The sequence below is a fragment of the Shewanella sp. W3-18-1 genome (genome assembly GCF_000015185.1).
GTDB lineage: Bacteria > Pseudomonadota > Gammaproteobacteria > Enterobacterales > Shewanellaceae > Shewanella > Shewanella putrefaciens.
In genome coordinates this window covers 1,244,943-1,269,106 of sequence record NC_008750.1, presented here as the reverse complement: position 1 = coordinate 1,269,106, position 24,164 = coordinate 1,244,943, and the positions used below count along the sequence as shown (strand labels likewise).

General features: G+C 48.9%; 21 protein-coding genes and 1 pseudogene. 5 read left to right on the top strand and 17 right to left on the bottom strand.

What is annotated here, in order from left to right; translation table 11 throughout:
- Window positions 1-132 precede the first annotated feature (132 nt).
- Window positions 133-1,283 (top strand): IS3-like element ISShes1 family transposase gene (locus SPUTW3181_RS05790; RefSeq protein ID WP_086022277.1). Its coding sequence is split into 2 segments (ribosomal slippage): window positions 133-376 and window positions 376-1,283, totalling 1,152 coding nucleotides; the frame shifts between segments, so codons are not numbered across the junction.
- A 22-nt stretch (window positions 1,284-1,305) separates the two neighbouring features.
- Here SPUTW3181_RS05790 and istB (SPUTW3181_RS05785) read toward each other — a convergent pair.
- Together istB (SPUTW3181_RS05785) and istA (SPUTW3181_RS05780) are read right to left on the bottom strand one after the other, a co-directional pair.
- Window positions 1,306-2,061, bottom strand: a complete 756-nt coding sequence (istB, locus tag SPUTW3181_RS05785; RefSeq protein WP_011788485.1) for an IS21-like element ISSpu15 family helper ATPase IstB — start codon at window positions 2,059-2,061, stop codon at window positions 1,306-1,308.
- Complete coding sequence (istA, locus tag SPUTW3181_RS05780) at window positions 2,054-3,559, bottom strand: IS21-like element ISSpu15 family transposase (protein ID WP_011788484.1); 1,506 nt, start codon at window positions 3,557-3,559, stop codon at window positions 2,054-2,056. Before istA (SPUTW3181_RS05780) ends, istB (SPUTW3181_RS05785) begins: the two co-directional genes overlap by 8 nt.
- A gap of 399 nt (window positions 3,560-3,958) precedes the next feature.
- On the opposite strand from istA (SPUTW3181_RS05780), the gene istA (SPUTW3181_RS05770) reads away from it, so the two are divergent.
- The 3 genes and pseudogenes from istA (SPUTW3181_RS05770) (at window position 3,959) to SPUTW3181_RS05755 (ending at window position 7,287) form a co-directional block, all read left to right on the top strand.
- The gene (istA, locus tag SPUTW3181_RS05770) at window positions 3,959-5,500 is read left to right on the top strand and encodes an IS21-like element ISSpu5 family transposase (protein WP_011788482.1); all 1,542 of its coding nucleotides are present in this window, start codon (window positions 3,959-3,961) and stop codon (window positions 5,498-5,500) included.
- Between the two features lie 11 nt (window positions 5,501-5,511).
- Entirely contained in the window at window positions 5,512-6,267 is a 756-nt protein-coding gene (gene istB / locus SPUTW3181_RS05765) for an IS21-like element ISSpu5 family helper ATPase IstB (RefSeq protein WP_011788481.1), read from the top strand.
- A gap of 504 nt (window positions 6,268-6,771) precedes the next feature.
- Window positions 6,772-7,287 (top strand): annotated as a pseudogene (locus tag SPUTW3181_RS05755) (Cd(II)/Pb(II)-responsive transcriptional regulator).
- A gap of 86 nt (window positions 7,288-7,373) precedes the next feature.
- On the opposite strand, the gene cueR reads toward SPUTW3181_RS05755, so the two are convergent.
- The 8 genes from cueR to traL form a co-directional block, all read right to left on the bottom strand.
- Window positions 7,374-7,838: a Cu(I)-responsive transcriptional regulator gene (gene cueR / locus SPUTW3181_RS05750; protein WP_011788480.1), complete on the bottom strand. Its 465-nt coding sequence runs from the start codon at window positions 7,836-7,838 to the stop codon at window positions 7,374-7,376.
- A gap of 25 nt (window positions 7,839-7,863) precedes the next feature.
- A complete protein-coding gene (locus SPUTW3181_RS05745; RefSeq protein ID WP_011788479.1) occupies window positions 7,864-10,359 on the bottom strand; it encodes a heavy metal translocating P-type ATPase in 2,496 nt (831 codons plus the stop codon).
- 408 nt (window positions 10,360-10,767) lie between these two features.
- On the bottom strand, window positions 10,768-11,157 hold the full coding sequence (traA, locus tag SPUTW3181_RS05740) for a TraA family conjugative transfer protein (protein WP_011788478.1): 390 nt from the start codon (window positions 11,155-11,157) through the stop codon (window positions 10,768-10,770).
- Window positions 11,154-11,726 carry a TraV family lipoprotein gene (locus SPUTW3181_RS05735; RefSeq protein WP_015066557.1) on the bottom strand — a complete coding sequence of 191 codons (573 nt, stop codon included), beginning with the start codon at window positions 11,724-11,726 and terminating at the stop codon, window positions 11,154-11,156. The genes traA and SPUTW3181_RS05735 overlap by 4 nt, the downstream gene beginning before the upstream one ends.
- A gap of 74 nt (window positions 11,727-11,800) precedes the next feature.
- Window positions 11,801-13,090 (bottom strand): TraB/VirB10 family protein, encoded by a 1,290-nt coding sequence (locus SPUTW3181_RS05730; protein ID WP_011788476.1) that lies wholly within the window; start codon window positions 13,088-13,090, stop codon window positions 11,801-11,803.
- 2 nt (window positions 13,091-13,092) lie between these two features.
- Window positions 13,093-13,989, bottom strand: coding sequence for a type-F conjugative transfer system secretin TraK (locus tag SPUTW3181_RS05725; protein ID WP_020743644.1), 897 nt, complete (start codon window positions 13,987-13,989; stop codon window positions 13,093-13,095).
- On the bottom strand, window positions 13,973-14,599 hold the full coding sequence (locus SPUTW3181_RS05720) for a TraE/TraK family type IV conjugative transfer system protein (RefSeq protein WP_000667170.1): 627 nt from the start codon (window positions 14,597-14,599) through the stop codon (window positions 13,973-13,975). The genes SPUTW3181_RS05725 and SPUTW3181_RS05720 overlap by 17 nt, the downstream gene beginning before the upstream one ends.
- Window positions 14,596-14,877, bottom strand: coding sequence for a type IV conjugative transfer system protein TraL (gene traL, locus SPUTW3181_RS05715; protein ID WP_011788474.1), 282 nt, complete (start codon window positions 14,875-14,877; stop codon window positions 14,596-14,598). The genes SPUTW3181_RS05720 and traL overlap by 4 nt, the downstream gene beginning before the upstream one ends.
- Before the next feature lie 288 nt (window positions 14,878-15,165).
- Here traL and SPUTW3181_RS05705 point away from each other — a divergent pair, with 288 nt between their 5' ends.
- Window positions 15,166-15,753 carry a hypothetical protein gene (locus tag SPUTW3181_RS05705; protein ID WP_011788472.1) on the top strand — a complete coding sequence of 196 codons (588 nt, stop codon included), beginning with the start codon at window positions 15,166-15,168 and terminating at the stop codon, window positions 15,751-15,753.
- A 26-nt stretch (window positions 15,754-15,779) separates the two neighbouring features.
- Here SPUTW3181_RS05705 and SPUTW3181_RS05700 read toward each other — a convergent pair whose 3' ends face one another.
- The 7 genes from SPUTW3181_RS05700 to SPUTW3181_RS05670 form a co-directional block, all read right to left on the bottom strand.
- Complete coding sequence (locus SPUTW3181_RS05700; RefSeq protein WP_011788471.1) at window positions 15,780-16,415, bottom strand: DUF4400 domain-containing protein; 636 nt, start codon at window positions 16,413-16,415, stop codon at window positions 15,780-15,782.
- Window positions 16,402-16,962, bottom strand: a complete 561-nt coding sequence (locus tag SPUTW3181_RS05695) for a hypothetical protein (protein ID WP_011788470.1) — start codon at window positions 16,960-16,962, stop codon at window positions 16,402-16,404. The genes SPUTW3181_RS05700 and SPUTW3181_RS05695 overlap by 14 nt, the downstream gene beginning before the upstream one ends.
- A 9-nt stretch (window positions 16,963-16,971) precedes the next feature.
- Window positions 16,972-18,795, bottom strand: coding sequence for a conjugative transfer system coupling protein TraD (traD, locus tag SPUTW3181_RS05690; RefSeq protein ID WP_011788469.1), 1,824 nt, complete (start codon window positions 18,793-18,795; stop codon window positions 16,972-16,974).
- A gap of 48 nt (window positions 18,796-18,843) precedes the next feature.
- Complete coding sequence (gene mobH, locus SPUTW3181_RS05685; protein ID WP_011788468.1) at window positions 18,844-20,994, bottom strand: MobH family relaxase; 2,151 nt, start codon at window positions 20,992-20,994, stop codon at window positions 18,844-18,846.
- A gap of 117 nt (window positions 20,995-21,111) precedes the next feature.
- Window positions 21,112-21,825, bottom strand: coding sequence for a hypothetical protein (locus SPUTW3181_RS05680; protein WP_011788467.1), 714 nt, complete (start codon window positions 21,823-21,825; stop codon window positions 21,112-21,114).
- Window positions 21,826-23,016: a nucleotidyltransferase gene (locus SPUTW3181_RS05675; protein ID WP_011788466.1), complete on the bottom strand. Its 1,191-nt coding sequence runs from the start codon at window positions 23,014-23,016 to the stop codon at window positions 21,826-21,828.
- Window positions 23,009-24,163: an HNH endonuclease gene (locus SPUTW3181_RS05670; RefSeq protein ID WP_011788465.1), complete on the bottom strand. Its 1,155-nt coding sequence runs from the start codon at window positions 24,161-24,163 to the stop codon at window positions 23,009-23,011. The genes SPUTW3181_RS05675 and SPUTW3181_RS05670 overlap by 8 nt, the downstream gene beginning before the upstream one ends.
- Between the last annotated feature and the right edge of the window lies 1 nt (window position 24,164).

Genomic DNA, 24,164 nt, shown 5'->3' with positions numbered 1-24,164 from the left:
CCTTGTCCGGTTCGCGTCAATTAACTTGTCCGGTTGACGATGTTTAATTGTCGTTAGCGATAGGCATCTCTGATCTGATCCAATACTTTTGGACACCACGCTAAGTGAGTAAAATGACTTAACGAGGTGAATATGACAACCCAAAAGACCCGCAAGACTCACACTGCTGAATTTAAAGCAGAAGCCCTTAAACTAGCCGAACGTGTCGGTGTTGCTGAAGCGGCTAGGCAACTCAAAATCTACGAATCACAACTTTATAACTGGCGCTCTGCCATTGAAAAGAAATCGACAACCAGCCAACGCGAAGCAGAACTTGCTGCTGAAGTTGCCAAGTTAAAACGCCAGTTAGCTGACCAAGCCGAGGATTTAGCCATCCTAAAAAAGGCGGCCACCTACTTCGCGAAGAATCAAAAGTAAACCGATTCGAATTTATGCTCGAACACCAGCACCAGTTCCGCCTAAAACCAATGGCGGCGGTGCTTGGCGTGACGCGAAGTGGGTATTATGCCTGGCGAAAATCAAGCAAAGAACCGAGTGCGCGCTTGCTCAAACAGCACAGCCGTGATGAGCAAATCAAAGCTTTTTTTGTCCAGAGCAAAGAGCGCTCAGGCGCTCGGCGTATTCAAGCCGACCTCGCGGAGGATGGGGAATGCGCTGATCTGAAAACCATTATGAACAGCATGACAAGGCAGAATTTAGTGGCTAAAGCTGCGCGTAAATTCAAAACCACAACCGATAGCGATCACCAGCTTCCGGTAGCGCCAAACCTATTGGAGCAGAACTTCGATACCACTGGCCCGAACCAAAAATGGGTCGGTGATATCACGTATCTGATGACAAGCGAAGGCTGGCTGTATCTGGCGGTGATTATTGATTTGTACTCGCGAGCTGTGATTGGCTGGTCAATGAATAATCGTATGACGGCTCAGTTGGCTTGTGATGCACTGACTATGGCATTGTTCCGCCGTGGGTTCCCGAAAAATGTAATTGTTCACAGCGACCGCGGTAGCCAATATTGTTCACATGCCTATCGAAATCTGATTGAAAAACATCAACTTACCCAAAGTATGAGCCGCAAAGCCTGCTGCTGGGACAATGCCTGTGCAGAGAGCTTCTTCCATTCACTGAAGGTTGAGGCGATTCAGTACGAGCCAATCATGGACCGGGAAACCATGCGACAGACCGTTTTTGAATACATAGAAGTTGATTACAACAAAACCAGAAGGCATAGTTCACTTGGCTATTTAAGCCCTGAGAATTTTGAACTGAAACACAGTGCTTAGTTAAGTGTCCAGAGTTAGCGGATCAGATCATCTCCTTTCTCATCATTGACGCCTTTTTACGGTAGCTTTCGCCACCTATCTCTAAAATAGTGGCGTGATGCACTAACCGATCAATCGCCGCCACCGTCATCATGTTGTCGTCGAAGATCTGATCCCACCCACTAAAAGGCTGATTTGAGGTGATAATCAAACTGCCCGTTTCATAGCGGTGCGCAATCAATTCAAACAATACCTGTGTTTCTTGGCTGCTTTTTTTGACGTAGCCAATATCATCAATGATGAGCACCGTATATTTGTCCATGCGAGCCAGCACGTCAGTCAATACCAACGCCGCTTTTGCTTGCTGAAGGCTTTGAGCAAGATGGGTAGCGCTAGTGAACTTTACTCGCACCCCTTGCGCCAACAAGGCATAGCCAATACCACAGGCAAGATGGGTTTTACCCACACCACTGGCACCAAACAACAACACGTTCTCGGCTTGATTAACCCACTGCTGTTGATCCGCCAGGGCAATAAGCTGATTTTTATTAATCCCCTCTACCACACTAAAATCAAATTGGCTCAACGGCTTACCCGGTGGCAGTTGTGCTTCGCGGGTATAGCGTTGTAAACGCTTGTGATGACGCTCACCCACTTCGTGTTCACACAAAGCCGCAAGGTAGGTTTGCGGTAACCATTGTTCATCCAGCGCCTTTTGTGCAAGGCCTTCCCAGTGCTGGGCGAAGCTACTTAACTTTAATTCCTTCAAGAGAATCGGGAGGGAGGCAAGATCAGCCATGTTGCACCTCCACACATAACAGCTGATCGTAATCAGCCAGCAGGTGCTGCTTTGCCGTAATGAGTGGAATCACGGCCGTGTCTGTACTAAAGCGCTTATTGCACTGTAAGTTGCTGGGTAATTCACCCCCCTCAATGCTTTTGAGTACGTAACGACCAAGGCTATCTTGGCACTGAGCTGTCGCGGCCAAGTGCAGCAGGCGCACGATGTAACGGCAGGCATCATGGGGATTCAGTGTGCCGTCAACATACTGCCAGATACGGTGGTAGTCCGGGGTGGGTAATAAGTCATCGCGCAGCTGCGAGTAACGGAAGGCCCCCGGCTTTTTAACCAAGGAGTCGATAACATGGCGATAATCGACACTGCGTCCGCGCTGGGTTGTGGTGGCATAAACACGCGGTAAGCTGAGTATCTGCTCATGCCCACTGAACAGATCCAAGCGCTCGTCATACAGCTGAACATACAGCCGCTCGCCGATAAAGCGAGACGGTACGGTATAGGTCACCCGTTTGAGGTCAAAGCTGCTACTGCTGCTAATCAGAACACTGTGCTCCGCATAATCATGAGTGCGCCGTTTTGGCAGTGTCTGCAATAACGGCCGCTCTTGTTCAAAGCGGGTGCGGCATTGCTGGTTAATCTTGGTGACAATACCATCCACGAAGGCTTGATAGGCCTCAAGGGACGTAAAATCAGTATCGCCTCGCAGCAGCAAGGCCTGAGTCATACGTCGCTTTAAATGCCCGTGTGCCGCTTCTATTGTACCGTTCTCATGGCTCTTGCCGGGGTTGTTACGACTGCCTTTGAGTTGATAGTGGTGGCATAAGGCGTCGTACCGAACGGTAAGCTGTTCCTTCTCGGCCAGATTGTTAAAGGCGGCACTCAAGCTGTCGGTGCGGTGTTCAAGGGGTGCGCCACCACTGCGCCATAAGGCATTCTGAAGCCCTGTAGACAAGGCGGTATAGCTTTCACCACCGCAAATGACTTTGGCGTACGTCCAGCCGCTAAAGGCAAGGCGATAGTGGTATAGCAAATGGCAAAATACCTGCCCAAGTATTGTAATCGTAACCCCTTTCAAGAGCGTGAAGTCCGATAAACCCAAACGCCCAGGCACTTTAGTTTGGCGGAACATGACTTCCTTTGCGGGGCCATGTTTGACCTTCCATGCTTTGACACGTCGCTGCAACGTGCGCAGTACGGTGTTGTCATACTGATTGGGGTAGTTGTCGTGAAGGTATTCAAACAACGTGAGCGGCAATAGTTCAGGGTTCGCTTCGAGTAGTGGTACCAGCACCGATGACCAGACCTCAGCAAGCGGGTCTTTGCGAGTGCGCCATTGACGCTTGGGGGTTGGTTCTGTGTTCAGTTCACCGCTGTCTATGCGGCGACCTGATCGCTCTGATAAACCAGACTTTGCCGAAGCGGCAAGCTGGGTTTGACCTTGTTTACGTTCATTCACATATAACCTGATTTGTTGATCTGTGATGGGTTTGCCCGACACGGTTATCTCCTAATGGAATCCGTGACGGACGGTATCAGATCAACCGGCCAACATAGTTGTCGCCGACCGGACAAGTTAATTGTCGTTCAATATTCATTAGAGATCCGATTGCATTTCGAGCTCTATCGAGTGATTTTGCTTCAATGAGTTCAGCAATAGTAAAGAGCACCATAATCATCGCAGCTTCTGGCCACTGTCTAGAATTAAGGCCCATAACTGCGTATTCCAGACCAAGGTTGCCACTGATTCCAGACGAAGCCTGCCACCCATTCCACGCGAAAGCTGCCACTGATTCCACGGCAAAGCTGCCACCCTGGCAGGCTGCCTGATTCCCCCATCAAAACGTCCGGCGCGGGATAACTAACGGTACTCTGCTCCTTTTCATCCGGAGAGGGCCAGATGCCAGCGAAGAGGTTATCCATGCGTAAAATCAAAGAAGTCCTTCGCCTCAAGTGGGAGCGAGGGCTTAGCAACCGACAGGTTGCCGCAGCCTGCGGCATCAGTCGCCCCACTGTGAGCGAGTATCTGCGGCGTGCTGCTGAGGCGGAGCTTGGCTGGCCGCTGCCAGAGGATCTGAGTGAAGCCCAGCTGGAGCAACGGCTGTTCCCGCCACCACCGGATCTACCGGCACAGGTCCGAGGCATTCCAGACTGGCAGCGGATCCACGATGAGCTCCGGGGCAAGAACGTCACCCTGTTCCTGCTCTGGCAGGAGTACCGGGAAGCCAATCCGGATGGCTACCAGTACAGCTGGTTCTGCGAGCACTACCGGGCCTGGCAGGGCAAGCTGGATCTGGTGATGCGTCAGGACCACCGAGCCGGTGAAAAGCTGTTCGTGGACTATGCTGGGCACACGGTGCCCGTCATTGATCGCACCACCGGTGAGATCCATGAGGCGCAAGTCTTTGTGGCGGTGATGGGTGCGTCCAATTACACCTACGCCGAGGCCACCTGGAGCCAGACACTGCCGGACTGGATCGGCTCTCACATCCGGACTTTCGAGTTCTTGGGCGGCGTGCCGGAACTGGTGGTTCCGGATAACCTCCGTTCCGGCGTCAGCAAGGCCCATCGCTACGAGCCGGATCTCAATCCGACCTATCAGGATATGGCTAGCCATTATGGCGTGGCCGTTGTCCCCACACGGGTTCGCAAGCCCCGTGACAAGGCCAAGGTGGAAGGTGGCGTATTGATCGTTGAGCGCTGGATCCTGGCGGCCCTGCGCCACCGTCAGCACTTCTCCCTGGGGCAGCTCAACGCCACCATCCGTGAGCTGTTGGAGAAGCTCAATAGCCGCCCCTTCCGCAAGTTGCCCGGGTGCCGGCTTGATCACTTCAAACAGCTGGACCAGCCGGTTCTACAACCGCTACCCGCCGAGCCGTATGTCTACGCCGAGTGGAAAAAAGCCCGGGTACACATCGACTACCACGTGGCCATCGATGGGCATTACTACTCGGTGCCCTACACCCTGATCAAGAAAGAGGTGGAGGTCCGGATCACCCACAACACCATCGAATGCTTCCACCGAGGCAACCGGATCGCCAGCCACCGGCGTTCGGATCAGAAGGGTCGGCATAGCACCATCGCCGCTCACATGCCGGAGTCCCACCGCCAAGCCGGCGAGTGGAACCCAGAGCGACTGACCGCCTGGGCAGCCAAGACTGGACCGGCAACTGAAAAGCTTATCCGTACCGCGCTGGGGGCAAGAAAGCATCCGCAACAGGCCTATCGGTCCTGTCTGGGCATTCTCCGGTTGGGGCAGAGCTACGGCGGGTCGCGGCTGGAGGCCGCCTGCCAACGCGCCCTGATGCTGGGCAGCTGCCGATACAAGAGCATCGAATCCATCCTCAAGCACCGCCTGGATGAGCAGCCCCTGGAAGAGCAACAAGAACTGGCCTTACCTGACACACACGACAACATCCGCGGCCCTGCCTACTACCACTGAAGGAATCTGACATGTTGAAACATCCCACACTGGATAAGCTCCACGCCCTCAAACTGACCGGCATGGCCGCCGCCCTGGAGGATCAGTCGGCCACCCCCGACATCACCGATCTGAGCTTCGAGGAGCGCCTCGGGCTGCTGGTCGACCGGGAAATGACGGAACGGGACAACCGGCGCATGAGCAGCCGGCTACGCCGGGCCAAACTGCGACACGCCGCCATCCTCGAAGACATTGATTACCGGAACTCACGCGGCCTGGATAAAGGGCTTATCCAGGGCCTAGCCAGCTGCCAGTGGGTGAAGGAACACCTGAACGCGCTGATCACCGGTCCCACCGGGGTCGGGAAAACCTGGCTGGCCTGTGCTCTGGCACACAAAGCCTGCCGGGAGGGTTACACCGCCCAGTACGTCCGCCTGACCCGACTGCTACGGGAGCTGACCATTGCCAAAGGCGATGGCCAATACTCAAAACTCCTGACGGATCTGGCCAAGGTCGACGTGCTGATCCTGGATGACTGGGGGCTGATGAAACTGAGCGCCGAGAATCGGCGAGACTTGCTGGAGGTGCTGGAAGACCGGCATGGCAGGCGCTCCACCATTGCCACTAGCCAATTACCCATCGAGGAATGGCATGGCGTAATCGGTGACGCCACTCTGGCAGACGCCATTCTGGATCGGCTCGTACACAACGCCTACAAGATCAACCTGCGGGGCGAATCCATGCGAAAACAACAGGCAAAGTTGACGGCCACCGAGACTTCGGAGTAAGAAGAGAAACCCCGCGTCGCTACGCTCCGATGGGTGGCAGCCTTGCTCCGGTCCGGGTGGCAGGCTTCACATGGAATGGGTGGCAACCTTCAGCGGTTTACGCACCCATAACTGCCATATACATCCCCTTATTTCTTTTTAATCAGTTTTTCCTCTACAGGACAATCCATTTGCATAATGCGGATTTCAGTTCGCCCCCCCCAGATTATTTAATCTTTGTAGGCGCAGCCGCGCAACAGTCTCCACTAAGGCCATGATCATCTTGATCATGCGATTTCTGGTCATGGTCATGGCCACAACCTTTGTAAGTAGGCTTATCATGATTTAGGTCTTTTTCAACATGCGAATGGTTGCAATCATTATGAACATACAAATGACCATTCGCCTTGTTCAATTCGCCTGATTTCTGAATCTTGCCTCCCACAACCAAGCTTAATTTTTAAATACAACTAGCAGCTTCCTTCCTACTAGAGTTTTACTTTTTTGCGGGACCACTTGCCCAATATGTTTACTATACTGACTACTGAAGACCCTAATCTAACTACAGAGTCAAGTTCAAACGAGGGATATATGAAAATTGGTGAGTTGGCGCGTAAAGCAGGCTGTCCGGTAGAAACGATTCGTTACTACTAGAAAGAAGGTCCACTGCAGGCACCTTTACGAGACATAGGAAATAATTATCGTCACTACGACAAAACCCGTCTTGAAAAACTACTATTCATCCGCCGCTGCCGTTCTCTCGATATGACCCATGAGGAAATTCGCGCTTTGCTGTTAGCAATCAATAATCAGGGTAAAGAATGTGGCCCGATAGATGCAATCATCAACGCCCACCTAATTCACATTCAGCATCGAATCAAAGAATTAGTAGCGTTAGAAGAGCAACGTAAGGAGCTGAATGCTTTTTGTAGCGCTGACCGCAGCATAGATAAATGTTGCATAGTCCAAAAATTGACAGCTGATGAAAGTGATAGCGATCTTTCCTTAACCGCACCAACCAACCATTTAGGGGGGCATTAGTGATGCCACGCGCTTGTTTAAAATGAAAAAAATGTGATGGTGTTAAAACTGCGTAGTCTTACACCATTATGGGCCAATTTAAAGTACTACATTTTGCCGCTCAGCTTATCTCCAGAGCGGCGCTGTACCGCTCCTCCTCGGTTTACGGTGCGGGCTTTGCCCGAAGCATTGGTTAATGTCCTAAGAATAGGACATTCTGACCGCTCATCCCCAGCACAACTCCGGATTAAAACTCGTAGTTTCTCAGTCATTTGACGTATACTTTCCATACGTCGTTCTAAGTCAGCAATGTTCTCCTGAGCCAGGCGTTTAACATCAATGCTCTGGCGAGATTTGTCATTCCATAACGTAAGCAAGCCTTCTATATCTTCCAGAGAGAACCCGAGATCTCGGGCACTACGAATAAAAACCAATCTATGAACATCATTGAGAGCATACTTACGATAACCTGACTCCGTACGCTCGGAGGCAGGGATTAATCCAATTTGCTCGTAATAACGAATCATCTTGGTGGATATTCCTGATTTACGCGATGCTTCTCCGATATTCATAAGCCCACCTTGTTAATGCTCAGCGTTAATGCTCAGCGTCCTCAACCAAAGGAGGCTGGAACCGACGCAGACGCAATGAGTTTCCCAGAACGAACACGCTTGATAGCGCCATCGCCCCTGCTGCAAAAATTGGAGAGAGCAGTATTCCATAAGCTGGGTATAGCAGTCCTGCAGCCACTGGAATCAATGCTGCATTGTAAGCAAATGCCCAAAAGAGATTTTGTCTGATGTTACCGATTGTTGCCTTAGACAATCCAATAGCATTAGGAACTCCCTGCAAGTTTCCTGACATTAAGACAACATCAGCTGACTCCACGGCTATATCTGTTCCTGTACCAATTGCAAGTCCAATATCTGCAACTGCAAGTGCCGGGGCATCGTTTATCCCATCGCCGACAAAAGCAACTTTACCGTAATTTTCTTGCAGTCGACGCACCGCTTCAACTTTGCCTTCAGGTAACACTTCCGCAACCACTTCATCAATATCTAATTGTTTAGCAATAGCCTGAGCTGTATTCGCATTGTCACCGGTAATCATGGCGACCTTGAGACCAAGCTGATGTAATGCCTTTATAGCTACTGGAGTACTTGATTTAATAGGGTCAGCTACAGCAATAATTGCAGCCAACCGACCATCTATAGCAACATAGAGAGGTGATTTCCCCTCATTCCCGAGGCGTTCAGAAATCCGGGAAAAATACGTTACCTCCAATGCTAACTCACGCATAAATCGATCAGCGCCTACTTCTACAAGGCTCCCTTCAACAGTCGCTCGTACTCCCATACCAGTGATTGAATCAAACTCAGTAAGCTCTGGCAGTAAAATGCCGTCTCCTTCTGCCGACTCAACAATAGCGCGAGCAATAGGGTGCTCAGAACGTGATTCAACTGCGGCAACTTTTGCTAATACCTCATTACGTTCAAAACCCTGAGCTAGTTCCAGATCTGTCATGACTGGACGACCTTCAGTCAGAGTTCCGGTTTTGTCTACAGCAACAACTTTGGCATCTTTGAGTAACTGTAGGGCTTCTCCCTTGCGGAATAAAATTCCCATTTCTGCACCACGACCTGTACCAACCATGATAGATGTCGGTGTCGCGAGTCCCATTGCACATGGACATGCAATGATTAGCACTGCCACAGCATTAACCAATGCGAAAGACAGGGCTGGTGATGGACCAAATACTAACCAAATCAGGAATGTAAAAAGTGCTGCCAACATCACAGCTGGAACAAACCACAATGTCACTCTGTCCACAACAGCTTGTATAGGTAACTTTGACCCCTGGGCCTGTTCTACCATCCGTATGATTTGTGACAGCATTGTCTGACCACCAACCGCAGTAGCACGCAACCTCAGTGCTCCTTTCTGGTTCACAGTCCCTCCGACAACTCCACTGCCAACGATTTTTTCCACTGGTATAGGCTCACCAGTTATCATCGATTCATCTATAAAACTGGTACCTTCACTTACCTCTCCATCGACCGGAATCCTTTCTCCCGGGCGAACTTCGATAATGTCTCCAAGCACAACGTCTTTGACAGGAATATCATTCATTACGCCATTACGGAGCACGTGCGCCTCCTTAGCCTGCAAGCCTACTAAGCGTTTGATAGCCTCAGACGTTCTCCCCTTAGCTCTCGCCTCCATAAATCGTCCCAAAAGAATGAGAGCGACAATCACTGCAGCAGCTTCGTAGTACACATTAACGGTACCCTCAGGCAAAAGGTATGGTACAAACGTAGCAACCACAGAATAACCAAAAGCAGCAATAGTCCCGACAGAGACCAGTGAATTCATGTCAGGAGCAAGCCGCGTAAGAGCAGGAATGCCTTTCATGTAGAATCGACGACCTGGAACCACTAAGACTAACAATGTCAATACAAACTGGACGTACCAGCTTTCCTGGATCCCAATGGTATTCATCACCCAGTGTTGCATTCTTGGAATCATGTGAGATCCCATTTCGAGAACAAATACCGGCAGAGCCAGTGCTGTTGCAATAACTAAATCTTTCTTTAATAAAGCCTTCTCTGCGTCCTTTCTTACTTCAGACTCATTACTGACCTGATTTTGGGTATCGATGACACGGGCTTCATAGCCAACTTTTTGAATAGCAGATATGAGATCGTCTATGCCAGCCACTCCGCGAATAGTTGCCCTCTCAGTTGCAAGGTTAACCGTTGCCGCCTTTACACCATCAACCGCTAAGAGTGCCTTTTCAACACGGCCAACACACGAAGCACATGTCATACCTTGCACTGAAAGTTCAACGGATGTTACAGGAACTTCATATCCTACCTTTTCAATTGCTTCGATTAACTTCAGTCGATCAACAGGAGCTTTAAGATGAATATCCGCCAGCTCAGTCGCAAGATTGACACTTGCGTTTACGACGCCTTCAACTTTGTTTAAAGCTGCTTCAACTCGTCCTACACAACTTGCACAGGTCATACCCTCAATAGGTAAGCTAACCCGGGCTTCAGCATTGCTGGAGAGCTGGTTTTTATGAATGCTCATGATGTATTTCTCATTGTTGGTTCAGATATTAAACAGTCTAGGGCTTACCATGATGGGAAGGTCAAGCGTATTATTTTTAACCTCATGAACACAACAAATGAAGCGCCATCATTCCTGATATTCATCCAGCTGTTTGGTAGTGTGTAACTCTAACTCAAAAGAAACGAGCGCCTAAATCTCAAAATATCAGGCTAGTAGCCTGTTTGAATGTGCTCCCTCAAGAAAAGCCCCGCTAACTGCCTTTTGCAGTGGCGGCGCTAGCATTCTTTTCGGTATTCATGGCCGCTGCTTGTAATCAAGCTAAGTGAATGGGAAACCTATTAACTGAAACGCCGTCATGGTAATCGGGGACGGGGTGGGATGACGCCCAAGCCGTCAGAAATCTGGCCGCTTGGGCGTTTTTTATTGTTATAAGGTGCCCAGTAAAACGGCGCTGATTGCTGGAATTGTTGTGCCAATGACTTCTTGAGTGCTAGCAACAACAGGTAAAGTTGCAGACATGACACTTTCAACGACTGTTGGTGTGTTGTAGAGACCCATACCGCCACCAATGCCCAAGGCAAAGGCCATCAAGCTTTGGCGAGCGATACCGCCCACAATACCCACCAGAACCATGGCTCCCGCTACGATCCGTCCCAAAGTACCTTGGGTCCAATCTTTTAGGGTATCCCACACATCGGTGAAAGCATCACCACCGGTGCCTGCAAATGAGGGCTCCGAAATCATTAACGCCATTAAACCAAGCGCACCAATGGTCATTAGGCGCTGAGTCTGAATGCTGCGAACTGCATTTGTCATTCGTTAGTTTCTCCGTAGATACTCAAGTTATCGCGCTTACCATCAGCTCCCGCTGAGGCTGAATCGCTTTGAGTCTGAAGTGGACGTAGCACTGGCGAAACCGTTCGAGGTGCTGACACCCCAATATCCCACCGGCGCGGTTCAATTTCGGTAAACACGTAGCTGGATAAATTCAGATCTCCACGGTCATCCTCCCAAGGCGCAATCCAAATCCGCATTACCCTTGAAGGAATGCGAATAGGTGCAGATTGCTGCGTCTCGGGTAATGCTGGATGGCTCAGCAGTCCTGTCTCTAAATCAGATTGTGAATACCCAGAGGGAGAACCAATTCGAGTCGCCACAGCATCAATCGTCTTGGGTGCAGCGCCATAACTGGTAAGCTCATAGACTTCACGAGCAGATAAACAGCGCACACCGTCAGGCATACCTGGGCATCCATATTCACTACTCCCAAGACCCAATGAACTACAGCCAGACAATAAGGTTGAGCCGACTGCCAATAAAAGTAATCCAGCTTTAGACCACTGTTTTGACTGGTGCTTTGGGTTGTTCTGCATTGATGTCGTCATGGTTAACTCTCCTCTGGATACACATCTTATTGTCTGAAACGGACTTCGATCGGTTAGCAACATGCAGGATTTTTTCATCTTCTTGCACCACCCCCTTGAGAAGTGGCCAACGACAACGAGGCACCACGAGTGACTATGACTTCAATTTTCCTTGCAGCGTCTACCTCTATGACTGGGAACATATTTTCAGCCATGTCCAAATAGAACTTGGCCACTCTATCCAATGCTTTACCTGTGCCTTTAATCGCAGCGCCTTGTAATGCTTCTTGGCTCATGACTTGCTGGTACAGCTGAGTATCACCGGCATTACCCGTCTGAATCGTCGGAACAGGATTTACATCAAATGCGCCAGCCAAGCCCTGAAGGAATCCGGCCATCATCGACTTGGCCACCAGCTGGCCTTGTTTCGACACCAATCGGCCACGAATGCCGGCTTTGCCGTCTTCACCTACAGCATAAGAATCCAGTCGTGTTTCAATGACGCCACCGTCTTCTCTCACACATGAAATGGTCTCGCCTCGCAAATAAGCACGCTCAGAGCTCAAATCACCGTAACCTGCGGCGATCAAGAAACACTCTTTGATATCCGCTCTAAATCGGTTGGGTAAAATGGCTTCCTTTTGAATCCTCAGCAATGCAGGAAAAGGTTCGCGTCTTGCGGACTCGTGAGTAGGTGCATCCAAACCTGTGATCAAAGTACCTGAGATGATGCTGCCCGCCGGTAAATACAAAGGCGGCGCTTCTTGCACAACAACCTCTGGTTCAGCAACCACTTCAGGCTCAATCATACGAATCGTGATTGGCGGCAATGGAACATCCCGTGCTCGTGAACCTTGGCCACTGGCTGGCTGCCGATAGAGCGGATCTGGCAGCGGCGCATTGGCAAAATAGTCGTCTGGGTTAGACGGCAGTGGCTTTTCGTCTTTAGGCAATTCCATGGCAGATAAAGGCACTTCAAAACGGCTATTTGTGCCTTCAACTGCTGCATCACCTCCAGCGCGAACATCATTAAGTTCCGCTCGAAGGCGAACCAACTCCGCATTGACCTCACTTGGTATAGAAGGCGAACCTGGGCTTAGCCGTCCTGAATCGACGTCACGACGCAAGCGCTCAACTTCACGACGTAACTGTTCATTGCGCTCACTGAGTAGTTTTACGTTCGCAGCCAAACTATCGACCCCAACATCACGAGTATTGGTATCCGTAAGAATGTGCCGGATCGTTTCCTGCCGGTTCCGACTGTTCGCGCCATCGTCAGGATTAGGTGAAAACACCATCACCATAAGGATGAGACCACCAGCAATACCTGCAACCGATAGGCCCCGCTTCATGTTCGGGCTCAATTGCTCCCATTGTGCTTTCATCGTTATTCACCTCCTACAAGAAGCGAAGGTCGCTGACTTTCCACCGCTTCTTCACGATGATTGCGAACAACCACATACAACTCAGTCTTTTCGCCCGGCAACAAGATATTGCGAGGCCAGTAGGCGCTTGCCACTATACCTGGTGCATTGCAGGCTATCTCACTGGCTTCTATCGGCTCATCGGCAAAGCTTTCAACCAGTCCTACATAGACGGTGAAGTAATGTCCCGTCACAATTTGCCCCTGTTTAAAACCAAACTTTAAGCCAGGCTGAAAACATTTCGGGCTTGTGTCAGTTTGGCCAGCTAAACGGATGTCATAGCCTTGTGGTAACTCATTTAGTGCAAGGCGTCTGAGTAAATCACGTAAGCTATCGACGTATGGCTGAGCCGTTTCCCAAGTGGCGGCTTTTCGGTTCACGACGCCCTTAATAGGCCACTGCTGACCATCAATAGCTAAGGTGATTTCACGCGGTGGAATACGACGAGGTACTAAGGTGACAGATAATGCGGGAGCTTCCTGACCAGGCGGAGTGATGTAAAGTGAAACCGGTGATTCTTTGTCCGTGGCTACATATACAACATTCCCCTTGATTTGCGTCTGAGCATCACTGGTTGTTCTCACCTGAGGCGATTCAAACGGCGTCACAATCCGATTCAGATGACCAAGTGCTACAGGGATCAGTTCATTAACCCCCGGTGTCATCAGTAGCATTGTTGGCGTATCCGCTGCAACCGAATTGCTTTGAACCGGTGGATTTGCAGTAGCAGACTGCTTCATCACACTGGCTGGTACAATCGGCAATTCCACGTCTGCATAAGAAGCTTGAGATAACAGGACGCCACTCAAGCTCATTGCGATTAAGCTTGGTATCATCCATCGACTAATTTTGGTTCGCATCATTCACCCTCCGGTTTTGCTCTTGGGTCAACTTTTCACGAACTCGCTTCGTTCTAGCTTGCCCCTCATACGTATCCATCCAACTGAGCTTTGGACGGTATTGCTCAATATCGATGTCAAACTCATAGGTGCGAGTTTGGCGCTGTTCATCTCCAGATGGTCCAGAGACCAAGGAATAACCGGTCACAAAGACATGGCCGGTTTCATACTCATACTCCACTTGTCTGGGTTGGAATTTGAGCGTGACTCGGTCTTCCCGGATTTGTCTTGCCTGAATCTCCAGTGCATCGACCACTTGCTGGTACACCGCTGGAGAAAGTAGCGGCTCAATAGCAACCCGGATAAAAGACACATTACCCGGCGTCACGTTGCCCATAAGCTCAGCCAGGTAGAGCCCCCAGGATTCCAAGTAAGGCTGAGTAGCCTGGTTTCGTGACACTTCAGCCGTTTCAGACAAGGTTGGCGGTTGAATGGCTACCACGGTATTGCGAGAAAATGCCGCTACCGCAAGCAGCAAGTTAGATAGCACCAGCACTGCAATCAGGAACCGTTGCCATCGGTTCTCTAATTGCGTGCCTTGCCATGATTTTAAAAACACGTCGAACTTCACGGCAGATAGCTCCTGATAAATGGGTTAGGGATCGTCTTGGCTTTGGTTGGCAACAGTCCGCCCCAGTAGATGGCGTGAAGAATAAAACCATCTGGGCGGCCATCACGAAAACGCCGATAGAGCTTGGTTGTTACCAACCCCAACAGGCATAAAACCAAGGCATTACCGGTAAAAATGCCGATCACTAGCCCCAACAGAATGGGAGCCATCTCATCGGCACTCCAAAGCAGGAAGTGCGGCGGGTCATCGATATAGGATGGAATATTTACAGGTTCCATAGTCACTCCTCGTTGTTTGAATTGAGAAGTGAAGGATGCCTCGGGATTGGCAGCTTCAGTGGTCAGCTAGATGCCGAATTCTTGAAGGTTTTGAGGGTTCTAATCAGACAATACTAACAATTGATCTTTTTGATGCGGTTGATATGATGGGGATATTGGTCGTGTCGAGACCAGCTGCCCACTTTAGCAAACCCGGACGGGACGACATGCATATCAAATTTATTTTTTGCTTAGGTTTTTTCTGCGACCTCGGCAGTGGGCACCGTATTCGCTAATAGGAGAAACTCAATGCAAATTACTAAAATCATTTCCTCTGCCTCGGTTGAACGTTTAAAGCAAAAAGCACGAAAGCTTAAACGTGAAAAATCCATTACACACACTGAAGCACTCGATGAAATTGCAGTATCTGCTGGTTTTAATCATTGGCATCAGGTTGTACAAGCTAATGACGTACTGAAACCATCAGAAGTGGCATTATCTTCTGGATGTGTCATGGCTTTTGATGTCAAAGATGGTATGGATGTCGATACCAGTGATGGGGTTTTAATTAAAGACCACTTATTGGAGATACTTACTGAAAAGCAGCTATTTGAAATTTATGCCAACTCCCCTGATGAGGACGACGAACAAAACAGGCCGCTAAAAGAAACGCTATCGGATTCAGAGCTTCATGAGTATTTTCGAGATGATTGCTCATTCATGTACTTTCGTCTTGCCGAGCCTCATGCAAACAAACCGTTAAAAGAAGTATTGGCTCTTATACGACAGTACTCTTTTTGGATGCCTCAATATATTTGGCTTCAAGGCCACCTTATTGATACTTACCATTTGCCTGCTGAAGACGAGAACGGCAATACCGTAGGCGTAAGGTTTTAGCTCTACAAGATGAGGCCTGATGGGCCTCATATCTTCTTCTGCAAGTGACTTAACGCCAACCCCGCCATCAATGCCAAACCGATGATCAGCGACGGTAACACCACCGGTGGAATAGCCAGTGGGGCGAACAATCCCATAAACAGCAAAATGACACCTGAGCCCAGGATAATCATGCTGTAGCGGTGAATGATAGGGCTCGAAAAATCAAATGTTGTCTTCTTAATCTTCCAGGTCATTAAGCCATCCCACAACGCCGGCAACATGAGAATAAGCGCAAAGGGCAACCAGACCATCAGCAACGCAAATCGAGTGAACACTTGGTACAGCACATCAAAAAATGCCTGAATACGGTCTTCTACCCACACAAACCAAAAGCCTCCCATGTTCTCCATCCCTTTAGAACGAAGTCGCTGTTCTTCAGTGGGGATTAGAAAATCACGCACAGATTGCTCCATCTGCGTATCCACAATCCATGACTGATACCAGCGATGGCTAGTTTGACCAATCCAATAGCTTGTTTGTGCGCCCAATTGGTTTTGGATCATCTGCTTCTCTTTACTGATGACCCGGCCAGTCCAATCACCGGGCACTAACACGCCAATGGCAATAATCTCCAGCATCAGTGCCAGACACAGCAGCCAAACGGACTTATGCTTGCTCATGCCAAACATCCTCTTCTACTCGCGCCAGCATGGCTGCAACGGTTGGCGTCATAATCCGAGCTTTAATCACTTGCTGAAGCCGCTTTGTCGATGTATGGTCACTGACATAACGCACATCAATACGTCCTTCAGCCAAATACGCCATCCGATTTGGACGATTACGAATCCAGGTGTGGAAATACACACCATCCACGGCGGCCCACTCGAAATGGTCAGGATCACGCAGGCGAATCCCCGTTAAAGCACTGGCGGCAGCCCAGGTCAGTGCCTCAATGAAATGCCAAAGGCGTACACTATCATCATCACAACTGACTTCTTCATAACTGCCCAAGCCATTACACAGACACAAATCAAAGATGGAATGGCCATCTAAAGTGAGCGCATCTGTTAAATAGTCCGCCAAACAGTGCACTGAGGCCAAAGCATGAGGCCAGTCGGTTTCAAGTAGTCTTAAGGTTTCCTTGAACTGGGGATTATGTTGCTGCCACTGAGCGAGCATTTCTTTACTGGTAAGTGTTGTCATTTTCAGACAGACAGAATGATGCATACAGACTCCTTATGCTGCCTGTGTAGAGCTGGTTAAAATAGGAATGCGGCCTTTGATCACGCGGCCACCTGAAAGCTTGGCGATGTACTCCAGGTTGGGAAGCTGGCCTAATAACTGCGGTGGAAACATATCGCCTTCTTCCTCCATCAAGCGTTCGCCATGATTGCCGGTAAACAACGCGGGGCTGTCCGAGTTGGACGACATACCTTGAGTTTGCATGATGTACTGCAACCGAGTCTTAGGCAGATTGTCGGTAATGTACTGCTGCGTTTCGGCATCCATCACCCGAAGGGCTATCAAGTTGTTGATGTTACCTAACACCTGGCGAGCCTTAGCTTCACTGCCTGTACGAGCTGCAAAGTCAGCAAAGGTCTGAGTAGCAATTACACAACGCATTTTTGCGCCACGGCCTTTGTTGAGCAGTTGAATGAAGGGATCGTTGACGACTTCAGCCGCCTCATCGATGAAGATATTTACGGGACGATTTTCAACACCATAGTTATAGCGATCACCGGCCACAGCAGTGAGATCGGACAAAAGCAACGAACCAATGGCGCTGCCAACCATGGCGTCAGTTAATGAATCCAAGCCGATATACGCCACTTGGGCATTGTTGATAATACGGCCAGAATCCGTAATTAACCGGCTGTCATCCACATCGTTTGCAATCGGTGATAACAGTGGCCCTAATTCACTTGATGTGAGCATATTGAGCACCGGCATCAGTGAGGCCACCATCTTGGAATAGTGGGTTCTGTCATGCTCAAACATACTCAAAAGTCCTTCCAAATCGGTATTGGCGGCAACGGGCTGAATGCGTTCGTAGTAGAAAAGCAGCATCGCCATGGCTTGTTTAGCCAAGGTATTGGCCTTTTCGGTAAAGCGCTTGATCTCCACACTAAAGTTCGGATACACCTGCTCACCCCAGGCTGTGACGGCTTTTACTACCAAGCCTTCTGGGCCACCTTCCAAGAATCGCCTCAGTGTTTTCAGATCAGGACGTTGTGACGTAAGCAACAGACCTTGCACTATGTTGTTCAATGCCATTTGGCCAAAGGCTTTAAATGGATCAGCACCGGTTTCAGATGGGATTAGTGCCGCAATTCGGCTGGCAATTTCAGTGCCCCGGTTAAAGTTTCTAAGGGGATTAAGCCGTACCGAATGCTCAGGAAAACCCGGATGAAAATACACAAAGCGCTCAGGACTACCGGCGGCAATACAGGCTCGCTGCGCATTATCCTTAAGTTCCTTGTCTCCCTTAGGGTCAATAATAATCACGGCTTCATTACGCAAAATGGCCTGAGTGATCATCGCATCAAAGCATCGGGTTTTTCCGGCACCGGTCGTACCGACAATTAAGGTATGCCCCTCGGTGTGACCAACTGGCTGGTACACATCTTCTTCTTTGGGCTCGACACCATGAATCCAGGTCGAACCCATTTGTTTGCCGTGACCTTGGTTAAGCAAGGTTTGCTTATCCCGCTTTAGGATTTCATAAGCGCGTTGGGCATGGCGTTGGTCCCACTCAAAGCCATAACCTAACCACAATTCATCAGGATGTTTTGCCATTACCTTTTGCAAATGCGACAGCGCCATAAATGCCAATGGTTTGCCTTTTAGCCCCTTCTGCAACTTATAAAGACGGTAAGCCTCAGGCAGGCGATACAACGCCATGCCCGAGGAAATCCCTGTCATCCACCAAAATGGCTCAGGTGGTAGCTCAGTCAGCATTTCTGCGGCAATCGCCCCAGTGGCCCCAACCACCAGCCAACCTGCTGCTGCCATGGCCTCATAGTTCGTGCGCCAGGGCATTTCGTATGCGTTTTCTTTCATTCATGCTCCGCAAAATAACCGTTTGCAATCCACTTAATTTCAAATGGATTAACGTTTAGCGTGAGCGGTAAACAGAACCGTTTCCCCCTCATCAAACTGGCATTGGTCACTGGCCGAGATCCCCCGAAGCAGCTGTCCGGCTGGAATGCCATGCTCCTTGGCGACTTGACGTAAGGTTTGAATCGTGACGCGAATACCATCGGCACTATGATCCACGTCTGGGTAATCGCCATCGGTCAGTAAGATGGGCAAATCTTTCACAAAATTAACCATCTGTTGCCGCTGTGCGTGTTTGGGGTCTGTACTTGAGTTCGCATTGGGCGCAATCGGCGTTTGCTTGCGCTCAGCTCTTGTGGCGAGCTCTTTTGCTTGGGCACTGGTTGTCTCAGTTCGACTCGGACGCTGTGAAGCCTCTTTGTTCTGAATTGCTGCCACTGATTCTTCGTCTTGTTTGGAGATGTCTATCAGTGCAGTAAGCCCCTTAGAAATCGATACTTTCAGTAGTAACCCTTGCTCCTGAACGCCATCCTTCGTAGTCACAGTTCTGGCCTTACGTGTCGGGTTTGCGGGATCTAGTTCAAGCCAATCTAATCGACTGAGTTCAGCAAGTAGTTTTCGGGGGGCACACCAAGGTCTTACGGCATCGGGATAGCGGATCAGGGCTTGCTCACCAACCATAATCAACGCACTGCTGGCCTCTGGGAGCCACGCCAAAGATTCAGGGAGATTCAATGAATCTGCATCGTACTGGTTTACGTTATTTGAGATAGCGCCATCATATGAATTGTTAGGCTTTTCACATCCATCACCCGGAACGTTTTCAGTTGCCTGGTGGTTATTAACATCACTAGCAAGACGAAGTTCATCATCTTGGTCGGACGGTTTTGTTGATGGCGACTGTGCCGAATTGCTATGTTCGATTGATGATGACGCTTCAGGCAAGTCTGGATGCTCACTGGAACGACTCTGAGGTTCTGCTTGTGTTTGCTGTGTTGCTTCCCACTCAGATTTGCTAAACAGTGTCACGCTACTTGGTACATTCGAGCTGAACAATAAATCGGCCTCAGATATATGCAGCATGGGTAACCAGATTGGCTTGTCGTCTTTGATCAGCACTTCAGGGGCAAGGCTTTCATATCGCTCATTTGAGGCTGATTTTGTGGCCAATCCCCGCTCAATGAGGATGTCCGCAAGGGTATCGGGATCTCTTGGAATGCCAGGTATCTTGTCTTTGGCCAATAGCTCAATGATGTCCTTAGCCGCGCTTTTCCAAACCAGGTAAAGATGGGTTGATTGATTGGATTTTTGTACCCAGACTCTGGCGTCTCGCTGATTAACTAACCACTGAGAACTGGCAAGCAATCGCCTCATGGCATCAAGTAGATAGCGTTCGACTGGGACACCAAGGGCGTTGTCGTCAACGGAAATTCGTTGAGCTTTCAGGTCTCGCTGGACACTGGTTTGGTCAGCTTCAATGACCAGTTTAGACAGGACATGCTCGGGATCGGTATTGCCAATTGCTTCTAGCATGGCTTGCAAAATCTCTGGGCCCGGCTGGGTTAACCAGGCGAGCAACTCAGGTGTCATCACCCGGTTTAACACCAGAATTGAAAATTGCTCGTGCCGCTTGCACCGTCCGTCGCGCCAGCGAATAAAATAGCGTTCAATGCTGTTATTTGTGGTCCATTGAGATAAGGTTTCTAAAAAAGGGTTCCACTGATAGCGTCCATCTTCGTCAGTGATAGACAAGTCTGAAACGGGCTTACCAATATCATGGAACAAACCGCCTAATGCCGCCGCAACACGCCACCTTGGCTCTAGCTCTTTTTTCTCAACCGGTGTGCCACTGGCAACAAAGATGATCCCTTCAGCTGCTTGTGCCGCCCAGAAAGCAACTTCCAAAGAATGACGTAATAAACCACCAGCGCCACTGTGATGATGATGCTCAGAAGCTGGCAACAAATGAACATAAGCAGCCAGATGATCAATGCAGGGCTGAATCAGCTTTTGAAAATCACGCTGGTTGAAGCCAAGTACCTGGCGCAGTTTGGCAATTAGCTCGTCTTGTGTGGACTGCAATTCCTCGGGTGACGCAGCAGGCAACCCCTTCAGAAATGGCGGATAGCGTGGAATGTCTGCATCCAGTTGAGATGACAGCTCTGGTATTGCTTTGGCTTGAAAAAATAGTTTTTTGAACATGATGAACCTCCGACACGATAGTGTGAAGGTTCAATCTGCTGTTGCCGGTTCATTAGACTCAAAAATCCGATATGTATTAACACATATGCCATAAAATGCCCGAGAGAGCTTATCAAGCTAAGGCGTATTTCTACTTGGCCTTTTAGTTTTTTTTCCAACTCTCCTTTTGGGTTTTTCAATCGGTGTAAAAGCTTCTTGTAGGTGATCGCGAAACCATCGGCGTCGCTCAACTTGGCGAAACTCGTTCAAGACAAACCGATAGTCACACGAGCCAAGACGATCACCACAACCACATGGACACGGTAATTTATTTGCCTCACGCTTGCGCAAACCTAACGCTTTCAGTGCCCGTAGAACTGATGCTTTACCATTGACATTGAACAACTGAGAATAATCATCAATCAGGCCTTTCTCACCATGGTCCAGTTCGCCATAGGGAAAGTTGCCAAATTCAACCCTATGGGACACCGAATAAAGAAACCTGACAACAATCTTTTCGAAAAAGGTTGTCAATGACGAGTCGGTTTTCAAAATTGACTTAATTTTCAGGTCTGAGCCAAGACAAAATGATCCATCAGAGTAAGTATGGAAGTCCTGATTACGAGGAAAGTAACCAGCGGTATCAAACACCACTGGTAAAGCCCTAGGATAATTACTTGGGCATATAATCCTTAGAGAAAATGTTCGCTCTATAAACCGACTTCCAGCTAGCTGTGCTTTTAACAGATACTCTCCCTGCAACTCAACCTTATCTGCATGGACATCTACCAATCTAATGTTCGGATAGGCCGAGAGAAAAGCCTCTAGGCCTACAGCCTTCCAGTGCTTCATCTATTGCTTAAACCATGGCTTTGGATCAGATGATTGAATTGCGAAAGTTGGTTTTGCTGTCACCGCAGGAATCCCCAAGAGACGTGCTACCGAACTTGAATCAAGCTTCAGATCCAAACCATTTTGCGCCGCATTTACTATTCGTTGCGTATCATCACTTGAGCAAAGAGCACTAAAATCAGCTCTAGCTTGATACAGCCATTTATAAAAGTTTTCTTGTAATCGGTATTGAGCAGATTTTTCGTCATACCACTTGTCTGCAAAATCTTCGGCTGGGTTAACTGGGTTCGGAATCATTGGCGCTTGTGCAGAAATATGGTCATCCATCTCGGAGAGCACCGTATTCAACGCTGAAGCCAAATCACTTTCACCTTTATATGATTTAGCTGCCAATGTAGTGATGATTACCGATATTGGCTTACTATCCTCATTGTTTTTGAACATAGTGTCACGATGACGCTTCAATAATTGGATCACCTGTTGTAAGGGTGTCTTCCATTGATAATATGGCAGACTATCTATACTGGCTTTAAATCGCATTTCACGTTCGTTTATTACTAACCGTGCCGTCTTCATGCGCGTTTCAAACCATCGAGCATATCCTTCAGGATTGCTGATACGCCAATTTTCATCCACAACTGCATAAGTGGAATCTGTGTTGTCGGTAATCGAAACTGCAAGCTGAGACACGTTTTGAGCCAAGTTTTCATCAAACTTAGAGTTTTCGACCATCCGCTTTTTCAACAGTCCTCTTCCTGTATCACTCTCTGGCACACACGGAACTATGTCCATGTGAAAGCTAAGCCCATCGGCATACTCTAAGCGCCAACAACGTTTCTTCTCGGCTAGCTCTTCCTTAATGCCTCTGGCGTTTCGATAAAGCTCTAATTCATGACCGACTAGGTGCTTTAGTTGCTTTTGAGTGATAGACGTTTTATCCAGGCCACGCCGAAGATTGCACCCCATATCTAGGTCATACTGTTCTTCTGAATCGGGCCTAATCGCCGTACCTAGACGAAAGGAACCTTGAGAAAACACGTGGGGATCAAAATTCACGCATGTTGACTCTGGGCGATGTAACCAATCACCTAGATCCTTATAGCGTTTTTCAGCCTTTTCATAAGCACTGTCTGGTAGCTCAATTTTTTCCAGAATTGTGTTTAGAACGTCGTTACTTTTAGTATTACTCATGTAGATCTCCTCGAAGCTCGACTGCCATTACGAATTGTTGTGTTTTTATGTCGTGGTCATAAATAAGCCATGGCATATCAGCCTTAGGCATTCTGGCCCGTCCTAATTCGACGGCACACGATACTGGCATCACAGGAAAAATTTGCAGTGGCGTGGCAGCCCCGTGTGTATTTTTGATTTCAACAATCAGCTTTCTTATGCACTTTCTGAACAAGGAGAGCTGCTGCTTTGACTGCATGAAATCATTATGAGGCTGCTTGATAGTCACTTCCCAAATCGATGTATCTGGCCCTAGAACCCCAGTAATTCGCTCATGCGACACATGGTCACTCAAAGAAAGTAGCAGGGCTGGCTTTCCCTCCATATTTTGAGGTCTGTTGATGATGTACTCAAAATCATCTGAACAGTCTTGCCAAAACCAGCCTTTAGGCTCTCGATGCAGCTGATAAGTCTCAACCTCAATTTTGTCGGTAAGCAAAGCGCCAAGTTTTATTAACAATGGTTGAGGAGCTAACGCGAACAATGAAAAATGCTTACAAGAATCTTCTTCGATGATCGATGAAATTTTACTTTGAAAACGCTTCGTTAGGTGTTGCGACTCTGCTTGCCAATATTGTTCAGAGTGATCCTTCAGCTCTGATACCATGGATAGGGTCACTGGCTTTTCAGTTGCCGGATACCAATTCGGAAACATTGCCTCAACACAACCGTGATAATTAATCGGTGATCTTTCAGTTCCAATATTGGCACCATATAAAACAACATTTGATTTGCGATCAGGAGCAATGCCTGTGAGGATTTCTATACGTTGCTCATGCTGCATTTTCCAACTAATCAAGAGGTCGGCTGGATACCTATCTTCGCTGCCTTTCTGGTCAATTTTTTTGTGACAGTCATAGCACAGCAACATGAGGTTGCTGACGTCATTCAAACTGGTTGGCTTAGTTTTAAAGAGTCCCCAACCACGAGGCCCATTCTCAGAAAATGCGTAAATATGAGCATTTTGAGAGACATTGACCGATTCCTGAGTCACCGCTGATTTGTATAGCAATTTATTACACCCGCTAAACTGACAACGAGCAGCGGCACGAGCCCAAAGTTCTCGCTCAACTTTACGGTCTATGGGTCTTGTGACTTTAGCGACCATT